Source organism: Arthrobacter sp. NPDC089319 (genome assembly GCF_040684925.1).
Taxonomy (GTDB): domain Bacteria; phylum Actinomycetota; class Actinomycetes; order Actinomycetales; family Micrococcaceae; genus Crystallibacter.
In genome coordinates this window covers 192945-209267 of the sequence record NZ_JBFBGZ010000004.1, presented here as the reverse complement: position 1 = coordinate 209267, position 16323 = coordinate 192945, and the positions used below count along the sequence as shown (strand labels likewise).

Below are 16323 nucleotides of genomic sequence, written 5' to 3'. Positions count from 1 at the left end.
GCATGAGCGCTTCAACTGATACCTACGTACCCAAGACACGGGTTGGACGGATCACCAACTTCGTCGACACCCGCGTCGGCGGCTCGTCCATCGTCAAGGAATTCGGGCGGAAGATCTTCCCGGACCACTGGTCCTTCATGTTCGGTGAAGTAGCGCTCTACTCCTTCGTCATCCTGCTGCTCTCCGGAACGTTCCTGACGTTCTTCTTCGATCCGTCGATGGCGGAGACGCACTACGCAGGACCGTACGTCCCGCTCAAGGGCGTCGAGATGTCGGTCGCTTACCAGTCCACCCTGGAGATTTCCTTCGAGGTCCGCGGCGGACTCTTCATGCGCCAGCTGCACCACTGGTCGGCACTGCTGTTCGTCGCCTCGGTGTCGTTCCACATGCTGCGCGTTTTCTTCACCGGCGCTTTCCGCCGGCCGCGCGAGCTGAACTGGGTCGTCGGCTGCGTCCTGCTGATTCTGGCCCTGGCTGCCGGCTTCACCGGTTACTCGCTGCCGGACGACCTGCTCTCCGGCAACGGCCTGCGGATCATCGACGGCGTGATCAAGGGAATCCCCCTGGTCGGAACCTACATCTCCCTGCTGCTCTTCGGCGGCGAGTTCCCCGGTACCGATATTGTGGGACGCCTCTACGTGCTCCACATCCTGCTGGTTCCGGCGATGATCCTGCTGATGATTGCCGTCCACCTGTTCATGGTCGTGGTGCACAAGCACACGCAGTACCCCGGCCCGGGCCGTTCCGAGTCCAACGTTGTCGGCTTCCCGATCGGCCCGGTCTACGCGGCCAAGGCTGGCGGTTTCTTCTTCGTGGTCTTCGGCATCCTGGCCGTCATTGCGGCCAACTTCCAGATCCTCGCGATCTGGGACTACGGACCCTACGACCCCTCCCCCGTTTCGGCCGGTACCCAGCCTGACTGGTACATCGGCTGGGTGGATGGCGCGCTGCGCCTGATGCCAGGCGTGGGCGAGTTCGTCATCTTCGGCCGGACCATTTCGCTGAACGTGCTGCTCCCGGCCCTTGCCCCGGCAGGCCTGCTGTTCACCGTGATGTTCGCTTGGCCCTGGATCGAACGCTGGATCACCAAGGACCAGCGCGAGCACCACATCCTGGACCGCCCGCGCAACGCACCGTTCCGCACCGGCATTGGTGTCGCAGGCATCGTCTTCTACTCGGTGATGTGGGCAGCTGCCAGCTCGGACCTGATCGCCACGCACTTCCATGTGTCGCTGAACGACGTGACGTACTGGCTGCGCGCGCTGTTCTTCCTCGGTCCGATCCTCGGCTTCATCGTCACGCGCCGCATTTGCCTTGCACTGCAGCGCAAGGACCGCGAGATCGCGCTGCATGGTCGCGAGACCGGACGCATCGTCCGCCTGCCGCACGGCGAGTTCATCGAGGTCCACGAGCCGCTGAACGACTACAAGCTGTACCGCCTGGTCAACTTCGAATCCCCCGAGGTGCTCCCGGCACAGCCGAACAAGGCCGGCCACATCAAGCGCACCGAGAAGCTGCGCGGCACCCTGTCGCGGTTCTTCTTCGAGGATCGCGTGGCACCGGTTACCCCGGCCGAGCTGGAGGCTGCACACAGCCACCACGCTGAGGTTGAGGCTCCCGCCGAAAAGGCAGAAGTCAGCGGCCGCTAAGGAACCGTCTGACTAAGAATGGCCCCGGACTGAGTCCGGGGCCATTCTTGTGTCTGCAGCTCCTGCGTCTGCGGTTCCTCTGTCTGCAGCTCGGGCGTGCAGACGGATGGAGCCAACAGCCCGACACGCAGTTGCCTGACATCCGTCTGCTACGGCCATTCCACGGGGTGCTGGGGGCCCTAATACCTCTTCACGTTGTACGAACGCGGTGCGCGTCCGCCAGGCCGTTGCAGCGGCACCCAGAGCTTGTAGCGGTCCGCCCTGTAGTACGAGATGGAGAAGTCCACCATGGTCTTGGACACGTAGGCATGGCGCTGGATCTTCAGCAGCGGTGATCCGATGTCCACATTCAGCAGCCGGGCGATTGAAGGCTGCGCCGCGGTGGCCTCGATGGTGTCCTCGCCCCACTCCATGATCAGGCCGTAGCGTTCGCTCAGAACGTTGTACAGCGACGACGGCGGCCCCTCGTCCAGGATGCCCGGCACCCGCTGGGCTGGGATGAAGTTTTCGTCCACGCTCATGGGCTCGGCATCGGCCAGCAGCTGGCGGCGGAACCGTACGACCGGCTGGCCCTCCTCGATCTGGAGTTCGCGGGCCACCAGCGGGGTGGCGCCGATCTGTTCGAAGCTAAGCACCCGGGCGTCCGGGACCATGCCGCGGCGCTGCATCTCCTCGGTGTACGAGGTGAGCTTGACCTGCAGGTCCAGTTTGGGCTGGCTCACGAAGGTCCCCAGTCCGACGATGCGCTCCAGTACCTGCTCGGCAACGAGCGAGTCGATTGCCTGCCGCACGGTCATCCGCGCCACTGAGAAGCGTTCGGTTAGGTCCCGCTCCGAGGGAAATGCGCCTCCGGGTTCACAGCGTTCCTGGGCATGCCGGCGCAAAATGTCCCGCAGCTGAACATGCTTGGCAGTCGCCGATGACGCATCGATCTCGCCTTGGATCGCGGCTGAACTTGCGGACATGCGGCCTCCTGCTCGGGTAATGGGGATTGACCCTATTCTATCCCGGTCTAGACCAGCCATGCCGTACTTGCGGCTTGCACGGGCATGCGAAAGGGCCCGGAACCAAGCGGTTCCGGGCCCTTCGTTCTTGCTCTTTACTTAGTGGGCGTGGTCCCCACGGCTGTATTCGTAAACCCATCCGATGATGGCTACCGTGGTCAGACCAATCGCGATGTAGACGATCCACCAGCCGACCGCGAGGCCCATGAAGCCGGAGGCGGCACCAAGGCCGAGGACCAGCGGCCACCAGCTCCAGGGGCTGAACATGCCTTGTTCGCCGGCACCCTCATGGATTTCCGCGTCCACCCGGTCCTCCGGACGGGGGCCGACCCGCCGTGCGGTGAACCAGAGGTAACCGCCGATCATCAGGGACAGTCCGGCCGTCAGGTACAGCGCAAGGTAACCTACCGGTTCGTGCCAGGCTCCCATGAAGCCGTAGACGGTGGCGACGATGGCGAAGAACGGCGCAAGGGCGATGAATAGCCAGGCTTCTATCTTCACAGTTATGCGTCCTTCTGGTCAGCGGGACCGGCCAGCTGGGCCGCCGGCACCGGAGTCGTCGGGGTGTGCCGCGGTGCCAGCTCCGGGTGGTGCAGGTCCAGCGCAGGGCGCTCCGACCGGATCCGGGGCAGCGAGGTGAAGTTGTGCCGCGGCGGCGGGCAAGAGGTAGCCCACTCCAGCGAGGCACCGAAGCCCCAGGGGTCGTCGACCTCGACCTTCTTGCCGTTGCGCCAGGTGATGTACACGTTCCAGAAGAACGGGATCATCGAAGCGCCGAGCACGAACGATGCAACGGTGGAGAACTGGTTCATTGCGGTGAACCCGTCTTCCGGCATGTAGTCCGCGTAGCGGCGCGGCATGCCCTCGACACCGAGCCAGTGCTGGATCAGGAAGGTTCCGTGGAAGCCGAGGAACAGCATCCAGAAGTGGATCTTGCCCAGACGCTCGTTGAGCATCTTGCCGGTCCACTTGGGCCACCAGAAGTAGAAGCCCGCAAACATGGCGAACACGACGGTTCCGAAGACCACGTAGTGGAAGTGCGCCACCACGAAGTAGGTGTCGGAGACGTGGAAGTCCAGCGGCGGCGAAGCCAGGATGATGCCGGTCAGTCCGCCGAACAGGAAGGTGGCCAGGAAGCCCAGGCTCCACAGCATCGGCGTTTCGAAGGTAATCGATCCGCGCCACATGGTGCCGATCCAGTTGAAGAACTTCACGCCGGTGGGCACCGCGATCAGCATGGTCATGAAGGCGAAGAACGGCAGCAGGACCGATCCGGTGACGTACATGTGGTGTGCCCACACCGTCACGGACAGGGCGGCGATAGCGATGGTCGCGTAGACCAGGCCCTTGTAGCCGAAGATCGGCTTGCGGCTGAACACCGGGAAGATCTCGGACACGATGCCGAAGAACGGCAGCGCGATGATGTAGACCTCGGGGTGGCCGAAGAACCAGAACAGGTGCTGCCACAGGATGGCGCCGCCGTTTTCCGGGTTGAAGATGTGGGCACCGAAGCGCCGGTCAGCACCAAGTGCGAACAGGGCCGAGGCCAGCGGCGGGAACGCCATCATGACCAGGATGCCGGTGACCAGCGTGTTCCAGGTGAAGATCGGCATCCGCCACATGGTCAGGCCGGGGGCCCGCATGGTGATGATCGTGGTGATGAAGTTGACCGAGCCCAGAATGGTACCGAATCCGGAGAGCGCCAGGCCGAAGACCCACAAATCTCCGCCCACGCCGGGCGAGAAGGTGGTGTTGGACAACGGCGCATACGCGAACCAACCGAAGGAGGCGGCGCCCTGCGGGGTGATGAAGCCGGCGACGGCGATCACGCTGCCGAACAGGAAGAACCAGAAAGCCAGTGCGTTCAGGCGCGGGAACGCCACATCGGGGGCGCCGATCTGCAGCGGCATGATGACGTTGGCGAAGCCGGCGAACAGCGGTGTGGCGAACATCAGCAGCATCACCGTGCCGTGCATGGTGAACAGCTGGTTGTACTGCTCCTTGGTCTGCAGGATCTGCATACCGGGCTCGAACAGTTCGGCGCGGATGACCAGGGCCATCACGCCGCCGAGGCAGAAGAAGATGAACGAGGTGATCAGGTACATGTACCCGATCGTCTTGTGGTCCGTGGAGGTGATCCAGTTGACGACGATGCGTCCCTTGGACCTCGGGACGACGCGCGGAGCTACCGTGGTACCCCGGTCGTCAGCTGTGTATTCGTACGTTGACACTTGTGGCCCTCGCTCCTTTACTTCGACGCTTCAGCGTAGGGGTTGCGGTCGTACTCTTCGCCGATCTGGCCGTCCTTGAGCCGCGCCATCTGCGCCTCAAACTCAGCCTCGGAGACCACAGCGACGCGGAAGAGCATTTCGGAGTGGAATTCACCGCAAAGCTCGGCACACTTGCCGTCGTAGATGCCCTCACGGGTCGGGGTGAAGCTCAGGTGGTTGGTCTTGCCAGGGATCATGTCCACCTTCTGCAGGAAGGCGGGAACCCAGAACGAGTGGATGACGTCGCGGGAGTTGATCTGCAGCTCCACGCTCTGGTTTACCGGCAGGTAAAGCGTCGGCAGGGTCTCCGGAACGCCGGTCTCACCGGTCAGGTGGGCCTGCACGCCGGCAAAGTACTTGTCCTGCTTGACGTAGTTGAAGTCCCAGGCCCACTGCTTACCGCGCACGTCGACGACGACGTCGGGGTTGTCGGTCCGGGCGGTGATGTTGGTCGTGGTCTTGTCCGTGAAGTAGAAGAAGACCAGGACCATGACGATCGGGACCGCCGTGTAGAAGATTTCGAGCGGCAGGTTGTAGCTGAGCTGGCGGGGGTAGCCGGTCTCGCCCTTGCGCCGGCGGTAGGCGATGATGCACCAGAGGAGCAAGCCCCAGGTCAGGACACCAACAGCCAACGCGGCGATCCATCCGTTCACCCACAAATCGATGATTTCGGGAGTGTGGTTGGTAACGTCCCGCTGTGTGGGCAACCAGCCCATGCGGACTTCTTCTGAACATCCCGTCAACAACAACGCCCCGACTGTACCCAGACCCGTGGCCTTGGCAATTCTGGCGCGTCGACTGCCGGTTCGAACCTGCGAACTCACAGACGGCCCTTCCTCTTTGTTTCGTGCAAGTGATGGGGCCATGGCAGAGCAAAGCCCTGGCCTCATATCCAGTTTTACTACTCACTGTAGAGCTTACCCGCACACATGACTTTCATGTGACAGGCTCCCCCGTGCGTCGGCCGTCCTGCGGCCGGGGAATGCCCCGCCAGCTGTTAGTGGAACGAGTCTCCACAGGCGCACGAACCACCGGCGTTTGGATTGTCGATGGTGAATCCCTGCTTGGAGATGGTGTCCTCGAAGTCAATCGAGGCGCCGGAGAGATAAGGGACGCTCATCTTGTCCACGACCACCTCAACGCCGTCGAAATCACGGACTGCGTCACCGTCGAGCATCCGCTCGTCGAAGTACAGCTGGTAGATCAGGCCGGAGCAGCCGCCCGGCTGGACCGCAACCCGCAGGCGCAGGTCGGTGCGGCCTTCCTGTTCCAAAAGACTGCGCACCTTTCCGGCTGCCACATCGGTCAGAGCCACTTCGTGCGTGGGCAGTTCTGCCGATTCGGGTGCCGCGATCGGGGCGGATGAGTTGGTCGTTGCGCTCATTGCACTTCCTTATCTGTGACGGGCCGTCCGGTGACCTGCTGCTATTACTCAGTGGTGCGTCGGGCTACCGTTCCATCGTACGTCGCGTCGCCCAAAATGGGATAACTTAGCCGGTCGCCGGGGCCCTCCTGACGCCGTCTCAGATGCCCTCTTCGTTCACTCGGGCCAGCAGCAGCGCCTGTGCCAGGACTGCATTGCGGAAGTCGCCCAGATGCAGCGACTCGTTGGCCGAATGCGCCCGCGAATCGGGGTCTTCCACACCGGTGATCAGGATCTGTGCCTGCGGGTAGACCTCCGTGAGGTCGGCGATGAACGGGATGGACCCGCCCATGCCCGCCTCCACCGGCTGCGTGCCCCAAGCCTGTTCCAGCGCCCACAGCGCGGACCGGGCCGCGGGGGCGGTGGTGTCGGTGGCGAAGGCCTGGCCCCGCTCCCCCGGCACGAAGGTGGTCTCGGCCCCGAACGGTGCGTGGGAGGCCACATGGGCGGCCACCGCCTCCATCGCCCGGTCGGGGTCCTGGCCGGGCGCCAGCCGCAGGCTGATCTTGGCCCTGGCCGACGGAATCAAGGTGTTCGAGGCCAGCTCCACGCTGGGCGCGTCAATGCCGATCACTGACATGGCCGGCTTGTTCCACAACCGGTCGGCGATGCTGCCGGTGCCCGCCAACTGCACCGAATCCAGCACCGACGAGTCTCGCCGGAAATCCTCTTCCGGATAGTCCACCGACGCGGCGGGAGCCGAGATAAGACCATCAATGGCGACAGCGCCGCCGTCGTCGTGGAAGGTGGCGATCAGCCGGGCGAGCAGGGTGGGCGCATCCAACAGCGGACCGCCGAACATGCCGGAGTGGACGGCGTGATCCAGCACCCGCAGCTCAACAGTGCCGTCCACCAGGCCGCGCAGACTGGTGGTCAGGGCCGGCACGCCGACCTTCCAGTTGCTGGAATCGGCAACAATGATCGCGTCGGCGCGCAGCAGTTCGCGGTGGGTCTCGAGGAAGGTACGGAAGGTCGGCGAACCGGCCTCTTCCTCCCCCTCGAAGAAGAAGGTGACGCCGACGCCGAAGTCGTCGCCAAGTACCTCCAGCAGCGCCCGCAGCGAGGCCAGATGGACCATGATCCCGGCCTTGTCATCGGCGGCGCCGCGGCCGTACAGGCGGCCGTCGATCTCCGTGGCCTTGAACGGTTCCGTCTTCCAGAGCGCCGGATCCCCGGGGGGCTGCACGTCGTGGTGCGCATACAGCAGCACGGTCGGCTTGCCGGCAGCCGCCGGCCGGCGGGCCACAACGGCAGGGCCGCCAGCAGACTCGCCATTCGGCACGCTGAGGATCTGTACGTCCTCCAGCCCCAGCTCGCGGACCAAGCCGGCCACGGCATCGGCACTGCGGACCAGATCTTGCTGATCGAAGGCCGCCCAGGCGACCCCCGGGATGGAGACCAGCTGCTCCAGCGAGGAAATGGTGTACCCCATGCCGGAGTCCACCGCGGCGGCAAGTTTTTCAACGTTTACATTGGTCATAGCCGCCACCCTACCGCCCGGATTGCGGTCACACCGATGCCCGCGGGGCGGCCGCCGTGCCGGTGCTTCGATACTGGCTGATACGCGCGGGCGGTCCGGTATTCTTGACTGGTGTTCGGACGTAAAAAAGAGGCTCCTACGCCCCAAGAAACCATCGACCAGGCCCCTGCGGCGCAGCCCCGGGACGGCAAGGGCGCGCCCACGCCCCGGCGCAAGGACCAGGAGGCCGCGCGCAAGCGCCCGCTGGTCCCTAATGACCGGAAGGCAGCGCGCGACGCGAACCGCGTTGCCCAGGCGGACCAGCGGCTGAAGATGCGCGAGGCGATGAACACCGGCGATGAGCGCTACCTGCCGTTCCGCGACAAGGGCCCGCAGAAGCGCTTTGTCCGGGACTTCGTAGATGCCCGCTGGGTGCTGGGCGAATTCCTGATTGTCTTCGCGCTGATCTTCGTGATCCTCAGCTTTGTCCGCGACCTCAATGTCCAGGCCTTTATCCTGGTGGGCTTCTGGGTGCTGCTGGGCCTGGTGGCCGTCGACGCCATCATCCTGGGACGGCAGCTCAAGAAGCGCCTGACCGCCAAGTTCGGCGAGGTGGAACGCGGTGCTGTCTGGTACGGCGTGATGCGCGGCCTGCAGCTGCGCCGGATGCGCCTGCCGAAGCCGCAGGTCAAGCGCGGCCAATACCCCAGCTGATTCTCCGCGGAGGGCACCGCGTCAAAGGGTCGGGAGCACTGCTGCTCCCGACCCTTTTGCATGCCCGCGGCAAGTTCAGCGCCGACGCTTCGCCAAGCCGCGGTTGATCCGGCTGGCCCAGAACGGCCCCTCGTACAGGAACGCCGTGTAGCCCTGCACCAGCGTGGCCCCGGCATCCAGCCGTTGCTGCACGTCGCCGGCCGTCTCCACGCCGCCCACGGACACCAGCACCACATCATGTCCGACGGCGGTGCGCAGCCGGCGCAGCACCTCAAGCGACCGCTGCTTCAGGGGCGCGCCGGATAGCCCTCCGCCGCCGCACGCGGCAACCTTGGCCGAGTCCGATGCCAGACCGTCACGGGAAATTGTCGTGTTGGTCGCGATGATGCCGTCCAGACGCAGCTCCTGCGCCAGCCGGGCGACGTCGTCGATGTCTTCGTCGCTCAGGTCGGGGGCAATCTTGACCAGCAGCGGCACATGCCGCCCCGCCACCGAATCGGCCGTCTCGCCCACCGCCTGCAGCAGCGGCCGCAGCGTGTCCACGCTCTGCAGCAGCCGCAGGCCCGGCGTGTTCGGCGAGGACACGTTGACCACCAGATAATCCGCCGACGAGGCCAGCAACCGGGTGCTCTTCAGGTAGTCCTCGGTGGCGTCGTCCAGTTCCACCACCTTGGTCTTGCCAATGTTGATGCCGATGACCGGCCGCTGGGCACCGTAGCGGGCGGCGAGGCCGCGCCGGGCGGCGGCGATCCGCGGTGCGACGGCCGCCGCGCCGTCGTTGTTGAATCCCATCCGGTTGATCACCGCGCGGTCTTCGATCAGCCGGAACAGCCGCGGCTGGGCATTGCCCGGCTGCGCGCTGCCGGTGATGGTGCCGATCTCCACCGCACCAAAGCCCAGGTCGGCCAGGGCCTCGATGCCGTGGCCTTCCTTGTCGAAGCCGGCGGCCAGGCCGAACGGCGACGGGAAGCTCAGGCCCAGGGCCTGGGTGGCCAGCGACTGATGCGGACGGGTCAGGCGCCGGAGCACTGCCCCGGCTCCGCAGCGGTGCGCGGCACGGATGAGCTGGAAACCAATTCGGTGTGCGCGCTCGGCGTCCATCCAGGAGAACGCGGCGCGGAAGAAGGCTGGGTACAGGCGCATGGTCCTAGTTTTCCGTGTGCAGGCCGCCGCACCAAACCGTGTCGCCTTAGGCGTTAGCATGGGGTCAGCGATCCCGGCGAGAGGAAGGACCACCCTGGCGATGGCAGCCGACTGGCAGGAAGACATGCTCGGTGCGGAGTTCGAGTCCACGGTCCTGCAGGTGCCGGCCGTCGATGGCGCGGCGCAGCGGGCCACGCTGATCCGCTATCTGCCTCAGTCCCCACGGCGCTCCCCCGGCGGCCACTCCGTCCTGTATGTGCACGGTTGGAGCGACTATTTCTTCAACACCGAACTGGCCGGATTCTGGCACCGGCAGGGTGTGGCCTTCTACGCGCTGGACCTGCACCACCATGGCCGCAGCCTGCAGGAGGGCGAGCCTGCGGGCTACGTGACCGATCTGCGCCAGTACGACGACGAGATCTCCCTGGCGCTGGACCTGATCCGCGAGGAAAACGGCAGTGCGGAGACGAACATCACGCTGATGGGACACTCGACCGGCGGGCTGGTGGCGTCCTTGTGGGCGGCCGAGCATCCCGGCCGGCTGCGCGCGCTGGTGCTGAACAGCCCGTGGCTGGAAATGCACGGCAGCGCCTTGGTCCGCCGCGCCGCGGGCGCCGTGCTGGAGCCGCTGTCCAGGCTGAAGCCCGAGGCCGAGATCAGGCTTCCGGTACGCGGCTTCTATTACCGCAGCATCAGCCGAACGGCCGAGGGTGAATGGGATCTGGACCCCAAGCTGCGCCCGCCGGAGTCCTTCCCGGTGCGCGCCGGCTGGCTCAGCGCCATCTGGGACGGGCAGGCGAAGGTCGCCAAGGGCCTCAACCTGGAGATCCCGGTGCTGGTGTTGTCTTCGACGCGCAGCATGAACGGGCCGGTCTGGCACGAGGACATGAAGAACACCGACGTGGTGCTGGACATCCGCACCATGACCGAGCGGGCGGTGCGGCTGGGCCGCAGCGTGACCATCGAGCAGGTGCAGGATGCCCTGCACGATGTGTTCCTCTCACGGGCCGACGTCCGCCAGGACGCCTATGCACGGCTGCAGCGCTGGGCGCAGGCCTACATGCTCCAGGGCGGGATGACCGAACACCCCGCCCGTCCGCCGCAACCAGCCTAGGCGCCGTTACCGGCCTAGGCGCCGCCCGCGGCCGCGGCGTCCACCGCTCCCCCATAGCGGCGGTCGCGGCGGGCATAGATATCGATGGCTTCCCACAGCGTGCGCCGGTCCACATCCGGCCACAGCGTATCCATGAACACCATCTCGGCATACGCCGACTGCCAGAGCATGAAGTTGGAGAAGCGCTGTTCCCCCGAGGTGCGCAGGAACAAGTCGACGTCCGGCAGGTCCGGCTCGTCAAGGTAGCGCTGCACGGTCTTTTCCGAGACCGACGACGCCCGCAACCTGCCGGCCGCAACGTCCGCGGCGATGGCGGCGGCGGCGTCGGCGATTTCCGCCCGGCCGCCGTAGTTCACGCACATGGTCAGCGTGCAGGTGGAGTTGCCCGCCGTCTGGCGCTCGGCCACCTCCAGTTCGTTGACCACCGACTTCCACAGCCGGGGCCGGCGCCCGGACCAGCGGATGCGCACGCCCCAGGCGTCCAGCTGGTCGCGCTGGCGGCGCAGGACGTCCCGGCTGAAGCCCATCAGGAAACGCACCTCGTCCGGCGACCGCTTCCAGTTCTCGGTGGAAAAGGCGTACACGCTGACGTGTTTGACCCCGATCTCGATGGCGCCGGCCATCACGTCCAGCAGCGCCGCTTCGCCGGCCCGGTGGCCTTCGGTCCGGGGCAGGCCGCGCTGGTTGGCCCAGCGGCCGTTGCCGTCCATCACAATGGCCACGTGATCCGGAACCAGCGCCGGCGGCAGGGCGGGCGGCAGGGCTCCGGACGGGTGCGGCCAAGGCTGCTGTGGTTTCCGGGAAGTTGGGGTCACACTCGCTCCACGTGCTTGAGGGATTTCAGGGTTCGCTCCAGGTGCCACTGCAGATAACTGGCCACCAGCCCGGCGGCTTCTCGCCGGGGTCCGGTGGCCGAGGCATCCGCGGCCGGCCAGTCCGCGGAGAGCAGGGCGGCGAGCAACTGCATGGTCTGCGGTGCCGGCGACGCGGATCCCGGTGGCCGGCAGTCGTGGCACACCGCACCGCCCAGCGGCGCGTTGAAGGCGGTGTGCGGTCCCGGTTCGCCGCAGCGGGCGCACTGGTCGAAGCTCGGGGCCCAGCCAGCGGTCGCCAGCGCGCGCAGCAGGTAGGAATCAAGGATCAGCTCCGGCGCGTGAACGCTGCGGCTGAGCGCGGAGAGCGCGCCGATGACCAGCCCGTACTGCGCGTTGGCGGACTCGCCGTCGACGTCGGTGAGTTTTTCAGCCGTCTCGCAGATTGCGGCGGCGGAGGTGTATTTGGTGTAGTCGGCCGCGATGTCGCGGCCATAGGGACCCACCATCTGCGCCTGCGTGACGATGTCGAGGCTGCGGCCGGAAACCAGCTGCAGGTCCGCCACCATAAACGGTTCCAGCACCGCGCCGAATTTGCTGCTGGTGCGGCGTACGCCTTTGGCAACCGCCCGGATCTGGCCGTGCTGCTTGGTGAGCAGGGTGATGATCCGGTCGGCCTCGCCGAGTTTGTGGGTCCGCAGGATGACGCCCTGGTCCCGGTAGGTATGGGAGGCGAAGGATCTGTTGGACACCGTTCCATTCTCCCACTAAAGCGGGCCTCCCCGCCGCGGTACGGCAGGAAGGCCCGCAAGGACTCTTTCGGTGGGCTAGACCGAGGCGACGCTCTGCTTGGCGGTTTCGTCGCGGATGGCGCGGTTCACCGCTGACACCACGGCCTTAAGCGAGGACATGGTGGTGTTGGTGTCGATACCCACGCCCCACAGCACCCGCTCGCCCACGGCGCACTCGACGTAGGCGGCCGCCCGGGCGTTGCCGCCCTCGGACAGCGCATGCTCGGTGTAGTCCAGTACCCGTACGTCAACGCCGTCCTGGCGGAAGATTTCCAGCAGCGCGGCGATCGGCCCGTTGCCCTCGGCCGTGCGGCGGCTTTGCACCCCGTCCACGCCCATGGTGGCGGTCAGCTGGAAGGTGCCGTCTTCGGCGCTGTCGGTCTTCACCGAGCCGAGCGTGTAGTGGCCCCAGGTGTTCTCGGGGGTCGGCAGGTACTCGTCGTTAAAGACCTCCCACAGCTGCGCCGGGCTGACTTCGCCGCCCACGGTTTCCGTGCGGCGCTGGATGACGCCGGAGAATTCGATCTGCGCGCGGCGCGGCAGGTCCAGCTTGTGCTCGTGCTTGAGCAGGTAGGCCACGCCGCCCTTGCCGGACTGCGAGTTGACCCTGATCACCGCTTCGTAGCTGCGGCCCAGGTCCTTGGGATCCACCGGCAGGTACGGCACCGCCCAGACCAGCTCGTCCACCGTCTTGCCCTGTTGGGCTGCGTCGGCGTCCATCGCCTCGAAGCCCTTCTTGATGGCGTCCTGGTGCGAACCGGAGAAGGCGGTGAAGACCAGATCTCCGCCGTACGGGGACCGCTCCGGCACCGGCAACTGGTTGCAGTATTCAACCGTGCGGCGGACTTCGTCGATGTTGGAGAAGTCGATCATCGGGTCAATGCCCTGGCTGAACATGTTCAGCCCCAGCGTCACCAGGTCCACGTTGCCGGTCCGCTCGCCGTTGCCGAACAGGCACCCCTCGATCCGGTCGGCGCCGGCCAGGTAGCCCAGTTCCGCCGCGGCCACGCCGGTCCCGCGGTCGTTGTGCGGGTGCAGCGAGAGGATCACGTGCTCACGGTTGGACAGGTTCCGCGACATCCACTCGATCGAGTCGGCGTAGACATTCGGGGTGGCCATCTCCACCGTGGCCGGCAGGTTCAGGATCACGTTCCGGTCCGCCGAGATTTCGAAGACGTCGGTGACGGCGTTGCAGATGCGGGCGGCGAATTCCAGCTCGGTCCCGGTGTAGGACTCGGGCGAGTACTCGTAGGTGATCTCGGTGCCCTTCAGCCCCTCTTCATACTTGCGGCAAAGCTGGGCCCCCTGCAGCGCGATGTCCACGATGCCGTCCTGGTCTTCGCGGAACACCACGCGGCGCTGCAGGACGGAAGTGGAGTTGTACAGGTGGACGATGGCCCGGCCGGCGCCGGCAATCGACTCGTAGGTGCGCTCAATCAGGTGTTCGCGGGACTGCGTCAGCACCTGAATGGTCACGTCGTCGGGGATCCGGTCGCCTTCGATCAGCTGGCGGACAAAGTCGAAGTCGGTCTGCGAGGCAGAGGGGAACCCGACCTCGATCTCCTTGAAGCCCATCCCCACCAGCAGGTCGAACATCTTGTGCTTGCGTTCGGGGCTCATCGGGTCGATCAGCGCCTGGTTGCCGTCACGCAGGTCCACTGCGCACCAGCGCGGGGCTTTGGTCATCACTTTGTCCGGCCAGGTGCGGTCGGGCAGTTCTACGGTGATCTGGTCCTGGAACGGAATGTACTTATGGATGGGCATTCCGGAGGGCTTTTGTGCGTTTCGCATTTTGGTGTGTGGCCTTTTCTCATGAGTGCTAATTGAAGAATTTTGGCCGGGCAACACAAACTCCGCAGCGAGGGTTCGGCCTGTCAAACAGAAGTTCGCGTGGCCTCGCCGCGGCAGCTAAGAAGGAGCATTCCTGCGCGCACAATTTCACACTAGCACGGTGCGTAGGATGTGAGGGAAACCCTGACGCAACTATGAAATGAGGCGCCATATGAGCCGCTCCGGAATCGTATTGTCCAACGTCGACCCGGCCGTCCGCCCGCAGGACGACCTCTTCCGACACGTGAACGGCACGTGGCTCGCGGAGACTGCCATCCCGGACGACCGGGCGCTGGAGGGCTCCTTCACCGCCCTGCGCGATGCCTCCGAAGAGGCCGTGCACGCCATCATCGAGGACGCCGCCCAGCACCCCGACCCGGCCAGTTCAGCCGGGAAGATCGGCGTGCTCTATGCCGGGTTCATGGACACCGAAACTGTCGAAGCCAAGGGCTTCTCCCCGCTGGCGGAGCAATTCGCCGCGATCGGGAAAATCTCCGACCGGGACGGCCTGCGCGAGATCATCGGCGCCTTCAGCCGCAGCGGCGCGGCCTATCCGCTGGCCTTCTTTGTCAACAACGACGCCGGCGACCCCACCCGCTACGCGATCTACCTCTACCAAGCGGGGCTGGGCCTGCCGGACGAGGCATACTACCGGGAAGACGAATTCGCTCCCGTCCGGGAGGCCTACCGCGGCTACGCCGCGAAGATGCTGGAACTGGCCGGATTCGATCCGGCCCAGGCCGACGCGGCGCTGGATCTGGAGCACAAGCTGGCGGCCGGCCACCTGGACAAGGTCTCCTGCCGCGACCCGCAGCAGACCTACAACCTGCGCACCGCCGAGCAGGTGGCGGCCGTGGCCGGCTGGATGCCGGAATGGCTGGCGGCGCTGGGGCCGGAAGCGGCCGGCGCCGCCGACCTGGTGGTGTGCCAGCCGGACTTCCTGCTTACGCTGGACGGACTGCTCGAGAGCGAGCCGCTGGAGGGCTGGCAGGCATGGCTGCGGCTCCAACTGCTGACGACGGCGGCGCCTTACCTGCACGATGAAGCGGTCCAGACCCACTTCGGCTTCTACGGCCGCACCCTGAGCGGAACCCCGGAGTTGAAAGAGCGGTGGAAGCGCGGGGTGGCGCTGGTCGAAGGTGCCCTCGGCGAGGCCATCGGGCAGGAATACGTGGCCCGGCATTTCCCTCCCACGCACAAGGCACGGATGGAGGAACTGGTCACCAACCTGCTCGCTGCCTACAAAGAAAGCATCTCCGACCTGCCGTGGATGACCCAGGCCACGATCGAGAAGGCACTGGAAAAGCTGGCGGGCTTCCGGACCAAGATCGGCTACCCGGAGAAGTGGATCGACTATTCCAGCTTCGCCCCTGCGGACGACGTCTGGGCCAACGTGCAGGCCTCCAATGACTTCGAGGTCCGCCGGAATCTGGCCAAACTGGACGGCCCCATCGACGAGGCCGAGTGGCACATGACCCCGCAGACAGTCAACGCCTACTACATGCCCACCATGAACGAAATCGTCTTCCCGGCCGCCATCCTGCAACCGCCCTTCTTCGACGCGGACGCCGATGCCGCCGCCAACTACGGCGCCATCGGAGCGGTCATCGGCCACGAGATCGGCCACGGCTTCGACGACAAGGGCTCGCAGTATGACGGCACCGGCGCACTGCGGAACTGGTGGTCGGACGAAGACCGGGCCGCCTTCGAGGGGCTGACCGGCCGACTGGTGGCCCAGTACGCCGCGCTTAGTCCGGCCGAGGCCCCCGGCAGCACGGTCAACGGCGAACTCACACTGGGCGAGAACATCGGCGACCTCGGCGGGCTGGCCATCGCCTACCGCGCCTACCAGTTGAGCCTGCAGGGCGGGGAGGCTCCGGTGGTCGACGGGCTGACCGGCAGCGAGCGGTTCTTCTACTCCTGGGCCGAATGCTGGCGGCAGAAGATCCGCTCCGAGGAAGCGGTGCGCCGGCTGGCGATCGACCCGCACTCACCGAACGAATTCCGTTGCAACCAGGTGGTGCGCAACCTGGATGCCTTCCACGACGCCTTCGGCACCGCCGAAGGGGACGGGCTCTGGCTGAAGCCCGAGGAGCGGGTCCGGATCTGGTAGC

The 16323-nt window shown here is 65.8% G+C and carries 14 protein-coding genes; 4 read left to right on the top strand and 10 right to left on the bottom strand.

Going from position 1 to position 16323, the window contains the following annotated elements; translation table 11 throughout:
* Window positions 1–2: 2 nt before the first annotated feature.
* Window positions 3–1649: a cytochrome bc complex cytochrome b subunit gene (locus AB0N75_RS07780; protein WP_364647519.1), complete on the top strand. Its 1647-nt coding sequence runs from the start codon at window positions 3–5 to the stop codon at window positions 1647–1649.
* Between the two features lie 179 nt (window positions 1650–1828).
* On the opposite strand, the gene AB0N75_RS07775 is transcribed toward AB0N75_RS07780, so the two are convergent.
* From AB0N75_RS07775 to AB0N75_RS07750, 6 genes are all read right to left on the bottom strand, one after another.
* Window positions 1829–2614, bottom strand: a complete 786-nt coding sequence (locus AB0N75_RS07775; protein WP_364647516.1) for a GntR family transcriptional regulator — start codon at window positions 2612–2614, stop codon at window positions 1829–1831.
* Window positions 2615–2752: 138 nt separating this feature from the next.
* Window positions 2753–3154 (bottom strand): cytochrome c oxidase subunit 4, encoded by a 402-nt coding sequence (locus AB0N75_RS07770; protein WP_364647513.1) that lies wholly within the window; start codon window positions 3152–3154, stop codon window positions 2753–2755.
* A 2-nt stretch (window positions 3155–3156) separates the two neighbouring features.
* Complete coding sequence (ctaD, locus tag AB0N75_RS07765) at window positions 3157–4884, bottom strand: cytochrome c oxidase subunit I (protein WP_127512614.1); 1728 nt, start codon at window positions 4882–4884, stop codon at window positions 3157–3159.
* A gap of 17 nt (window positions 4885–4901) precedes the next feature.
* Window positions 4902–5747: a cytochrome c oxidase subunit II gene (gene coxB, locus AB0N75_RS07760; protein ID WP_364647510.1), complete on the bottom strand. Its 846-nt coding sequence runs from the start codon at window positions 5745–5747 to the stop codon at window positions 4902–4904.
* Between the two features lie 173 nt (window positions 5748–5920).
* On the bottom strand, window positions 5921–6307 hold the full coding sequence (locus AB0N75_RS07755; protein WP_364647507.1) for an iron-sulfur cluster assembly accessory protein: 387 nt from the start codon (window positions 6305–6307) through the stop codon (window positions 5921–5923).
* A gap of 139 nt (window positions 6308–6446) precedes the next feature.
* Complete coding sequence (locus AB0N75_RS07750) at window positions 6447–7826, bottom strand: dipeptidase (RefSeq protein WP_364647504.1); 1380 nt, start codon at window positions 7824–7826, stop codon at window positions 6447–6449.
* Window positions 7827–7937: 111 nt separating this feature from the next.
* Here AB0N75_RS07750 and AB0N75_RS07745 point away from each other — a divergent pair, with 111 nt between their 5' ends.
* A complete protein-coding gene (locus AB0N75_RS07745; protein ID WP_364647501.1) occupies window positions 7938–8519 on the top strand; it encodes a DUF3043 domain-containing protein in 582 nt (193 codons plus the stop codon).
* Between the two features lie 75 nt (window positions 8520–8594).
* Here AB0N75_RS07745 and AB0N75_RS07740 read toward each other — a convergent pair whose 3' ends face one another.
* Window positions 8595–9662, bottom strand: coding sequence for a quinone-dependent dihydroorotate dehydrogenase (locus tag AB0N75_RS07740; protein WP_364647498.1), 1068 nt, complete (start codon window positions 9660–9662; stop codon window positions 8595–8597).
* Between the two features lie 100 nt (window positions 9663–9762).
* Here AB0N75_RS07740 and AB0N75_RS07735 point away from each other — a divergent pair, with 100 nt between their 5' ends.
* On the top strand, window positions 9763–10776 hold the full coding sequence (locus AB0N75_RS07735; protein WP_364647495.1) for an alpha/beta hydrolase: 1014 nt from the start codon (window positions 9763–9765) through the stop codon (window positions 10774–10776).
* A gap of 14 nt (window positions 10777–10790) precedes the next feature.
* Here AB0N75_RS07735 and AB0N75_RS07730 read toward each other — a convergent pair whose 3' ends face one another.
* The 3 genes from AB0N75_RS07730 to leuA form a co-directional block, all read right to left on the bottom strand.
* Window positions 10791–11591: an isoprenyl transferase gene (locus tag AB0N75_RS07730; RefSeq protein ID WP_364647492.1), complete on the bottom strand. Its 801-nt coding sequence runs from the start codon at window positions 11589–11591 to the stop codon at window positions 10791–10793.
* The gene (gene recO, locus AB0N75_RS07725) at window positions 11588–12340 is read right to left on the bottom strand and encodes a DNA repair protein RecO (RefSeq protein WP_364647489.1); all 753 of its coding nucleotides are present in this window, start codon (window positions 12338–12340) and stop codon (window positions 11588–11590) included. The genes AB0N75_RS07730 and recO overlap by 4 nt, the downstream gene beginning before the upstream one ends.
* A gap of 75 nt (window positions 12341–12415) precedes the next feature.
* Window positions 12416–14170, bottom strand: coding sequence for a 2-isopropylmalate synthase (gene leuA, locus AB0N75_RS07720; RefSeq protein ID WP_364647486.1), 1755 nt, complete (start codon window positions 14168–14170; stop codon window positions 12416–12418).
* A 211-nt stretch (window positions 14171–14381) separates the two neighbouring features.
* On the opposite strand from leuA, the gene AB0N75_RS07715 reads away from it, so the two are divergent.
* The gene (locus AB0N75_RS07715) at window positions 14382–16322 is read left to right on the top strand and encodes a M13-type metalloendopeptidase (RefSeq protein ID WP_364647483.1); all 1941 of its coding nucleotides are present in this window, start codon (window positions 14382–14384) and stop codon (window positions 16320–16322) included.
* The last annotated feature ends 1 nt before the right edge of the window (window position 16323 follow it).

What these genes read in the sequence shown, in the direction of transcription:
- AB0N75_RS07780 (WP_364647519.1), top strand. Translation starts at nt 3, where the DNA reads ATGAGCGCTTCAACTGATACCTACGTACCCAAGACACGGGTTGGACGG.
- AB0N75_RS07775 (WP_364647516.1), bottom strand. Translation starts at nt 2,614, where the DNA reads ATGTCCGCAAGTTCAGCCGCGATCCAAGGCGAGATCGATGCGTCATCG.
- AB0N75_RS07755 (WP_364647507.1), bottom strand. Translation starts at nt 6,307, where the DNA reads ATGAGCGCAACGACCAACTCATCCGCCCCGATCGCGGCACCCGAATCG.
- AB0N75_RS07750 (WP_364647504.1), bottom strand. Translation starts at nt 7,826, where the DNA reads ATGACCAATGTAAACGTTGAAAAACTTGCCGCCGCGGTGGACTCCGGC.
- AB0N75_RS07740 (WP_364647498.1), bottom strand. Translation starts at nt 9,662, where the DNA reads ATGCGCCTGTACCCAGCCTTCTTCCGCGCCGCGTTCTCCTGGATGGAC.
- AB0N75_RS07735 (WP_364647495.1), top strand. Translation starts at nt 9,763, where the DNA reads ATGGCAGCCGACTGGCAGGAAGACATGCTCGGTGCGGAGTTCGAGTCC.
- leuA (WP_364647486.1), bottom strand. Translation starts at nt 14,170, where the DNA reads ATGCGAAACGCACAAAAGCCCTCCGGAATGCCCATCCATAAGTACATT.
- AB0N75_RS07715 (WP_364647483.1), top strand. Translation starts at nt 14,382, where the DNA reads ATGAGCCGCTCCGGAATCGTATTGTCCAACGTCGACCCGGCCGTCCGC.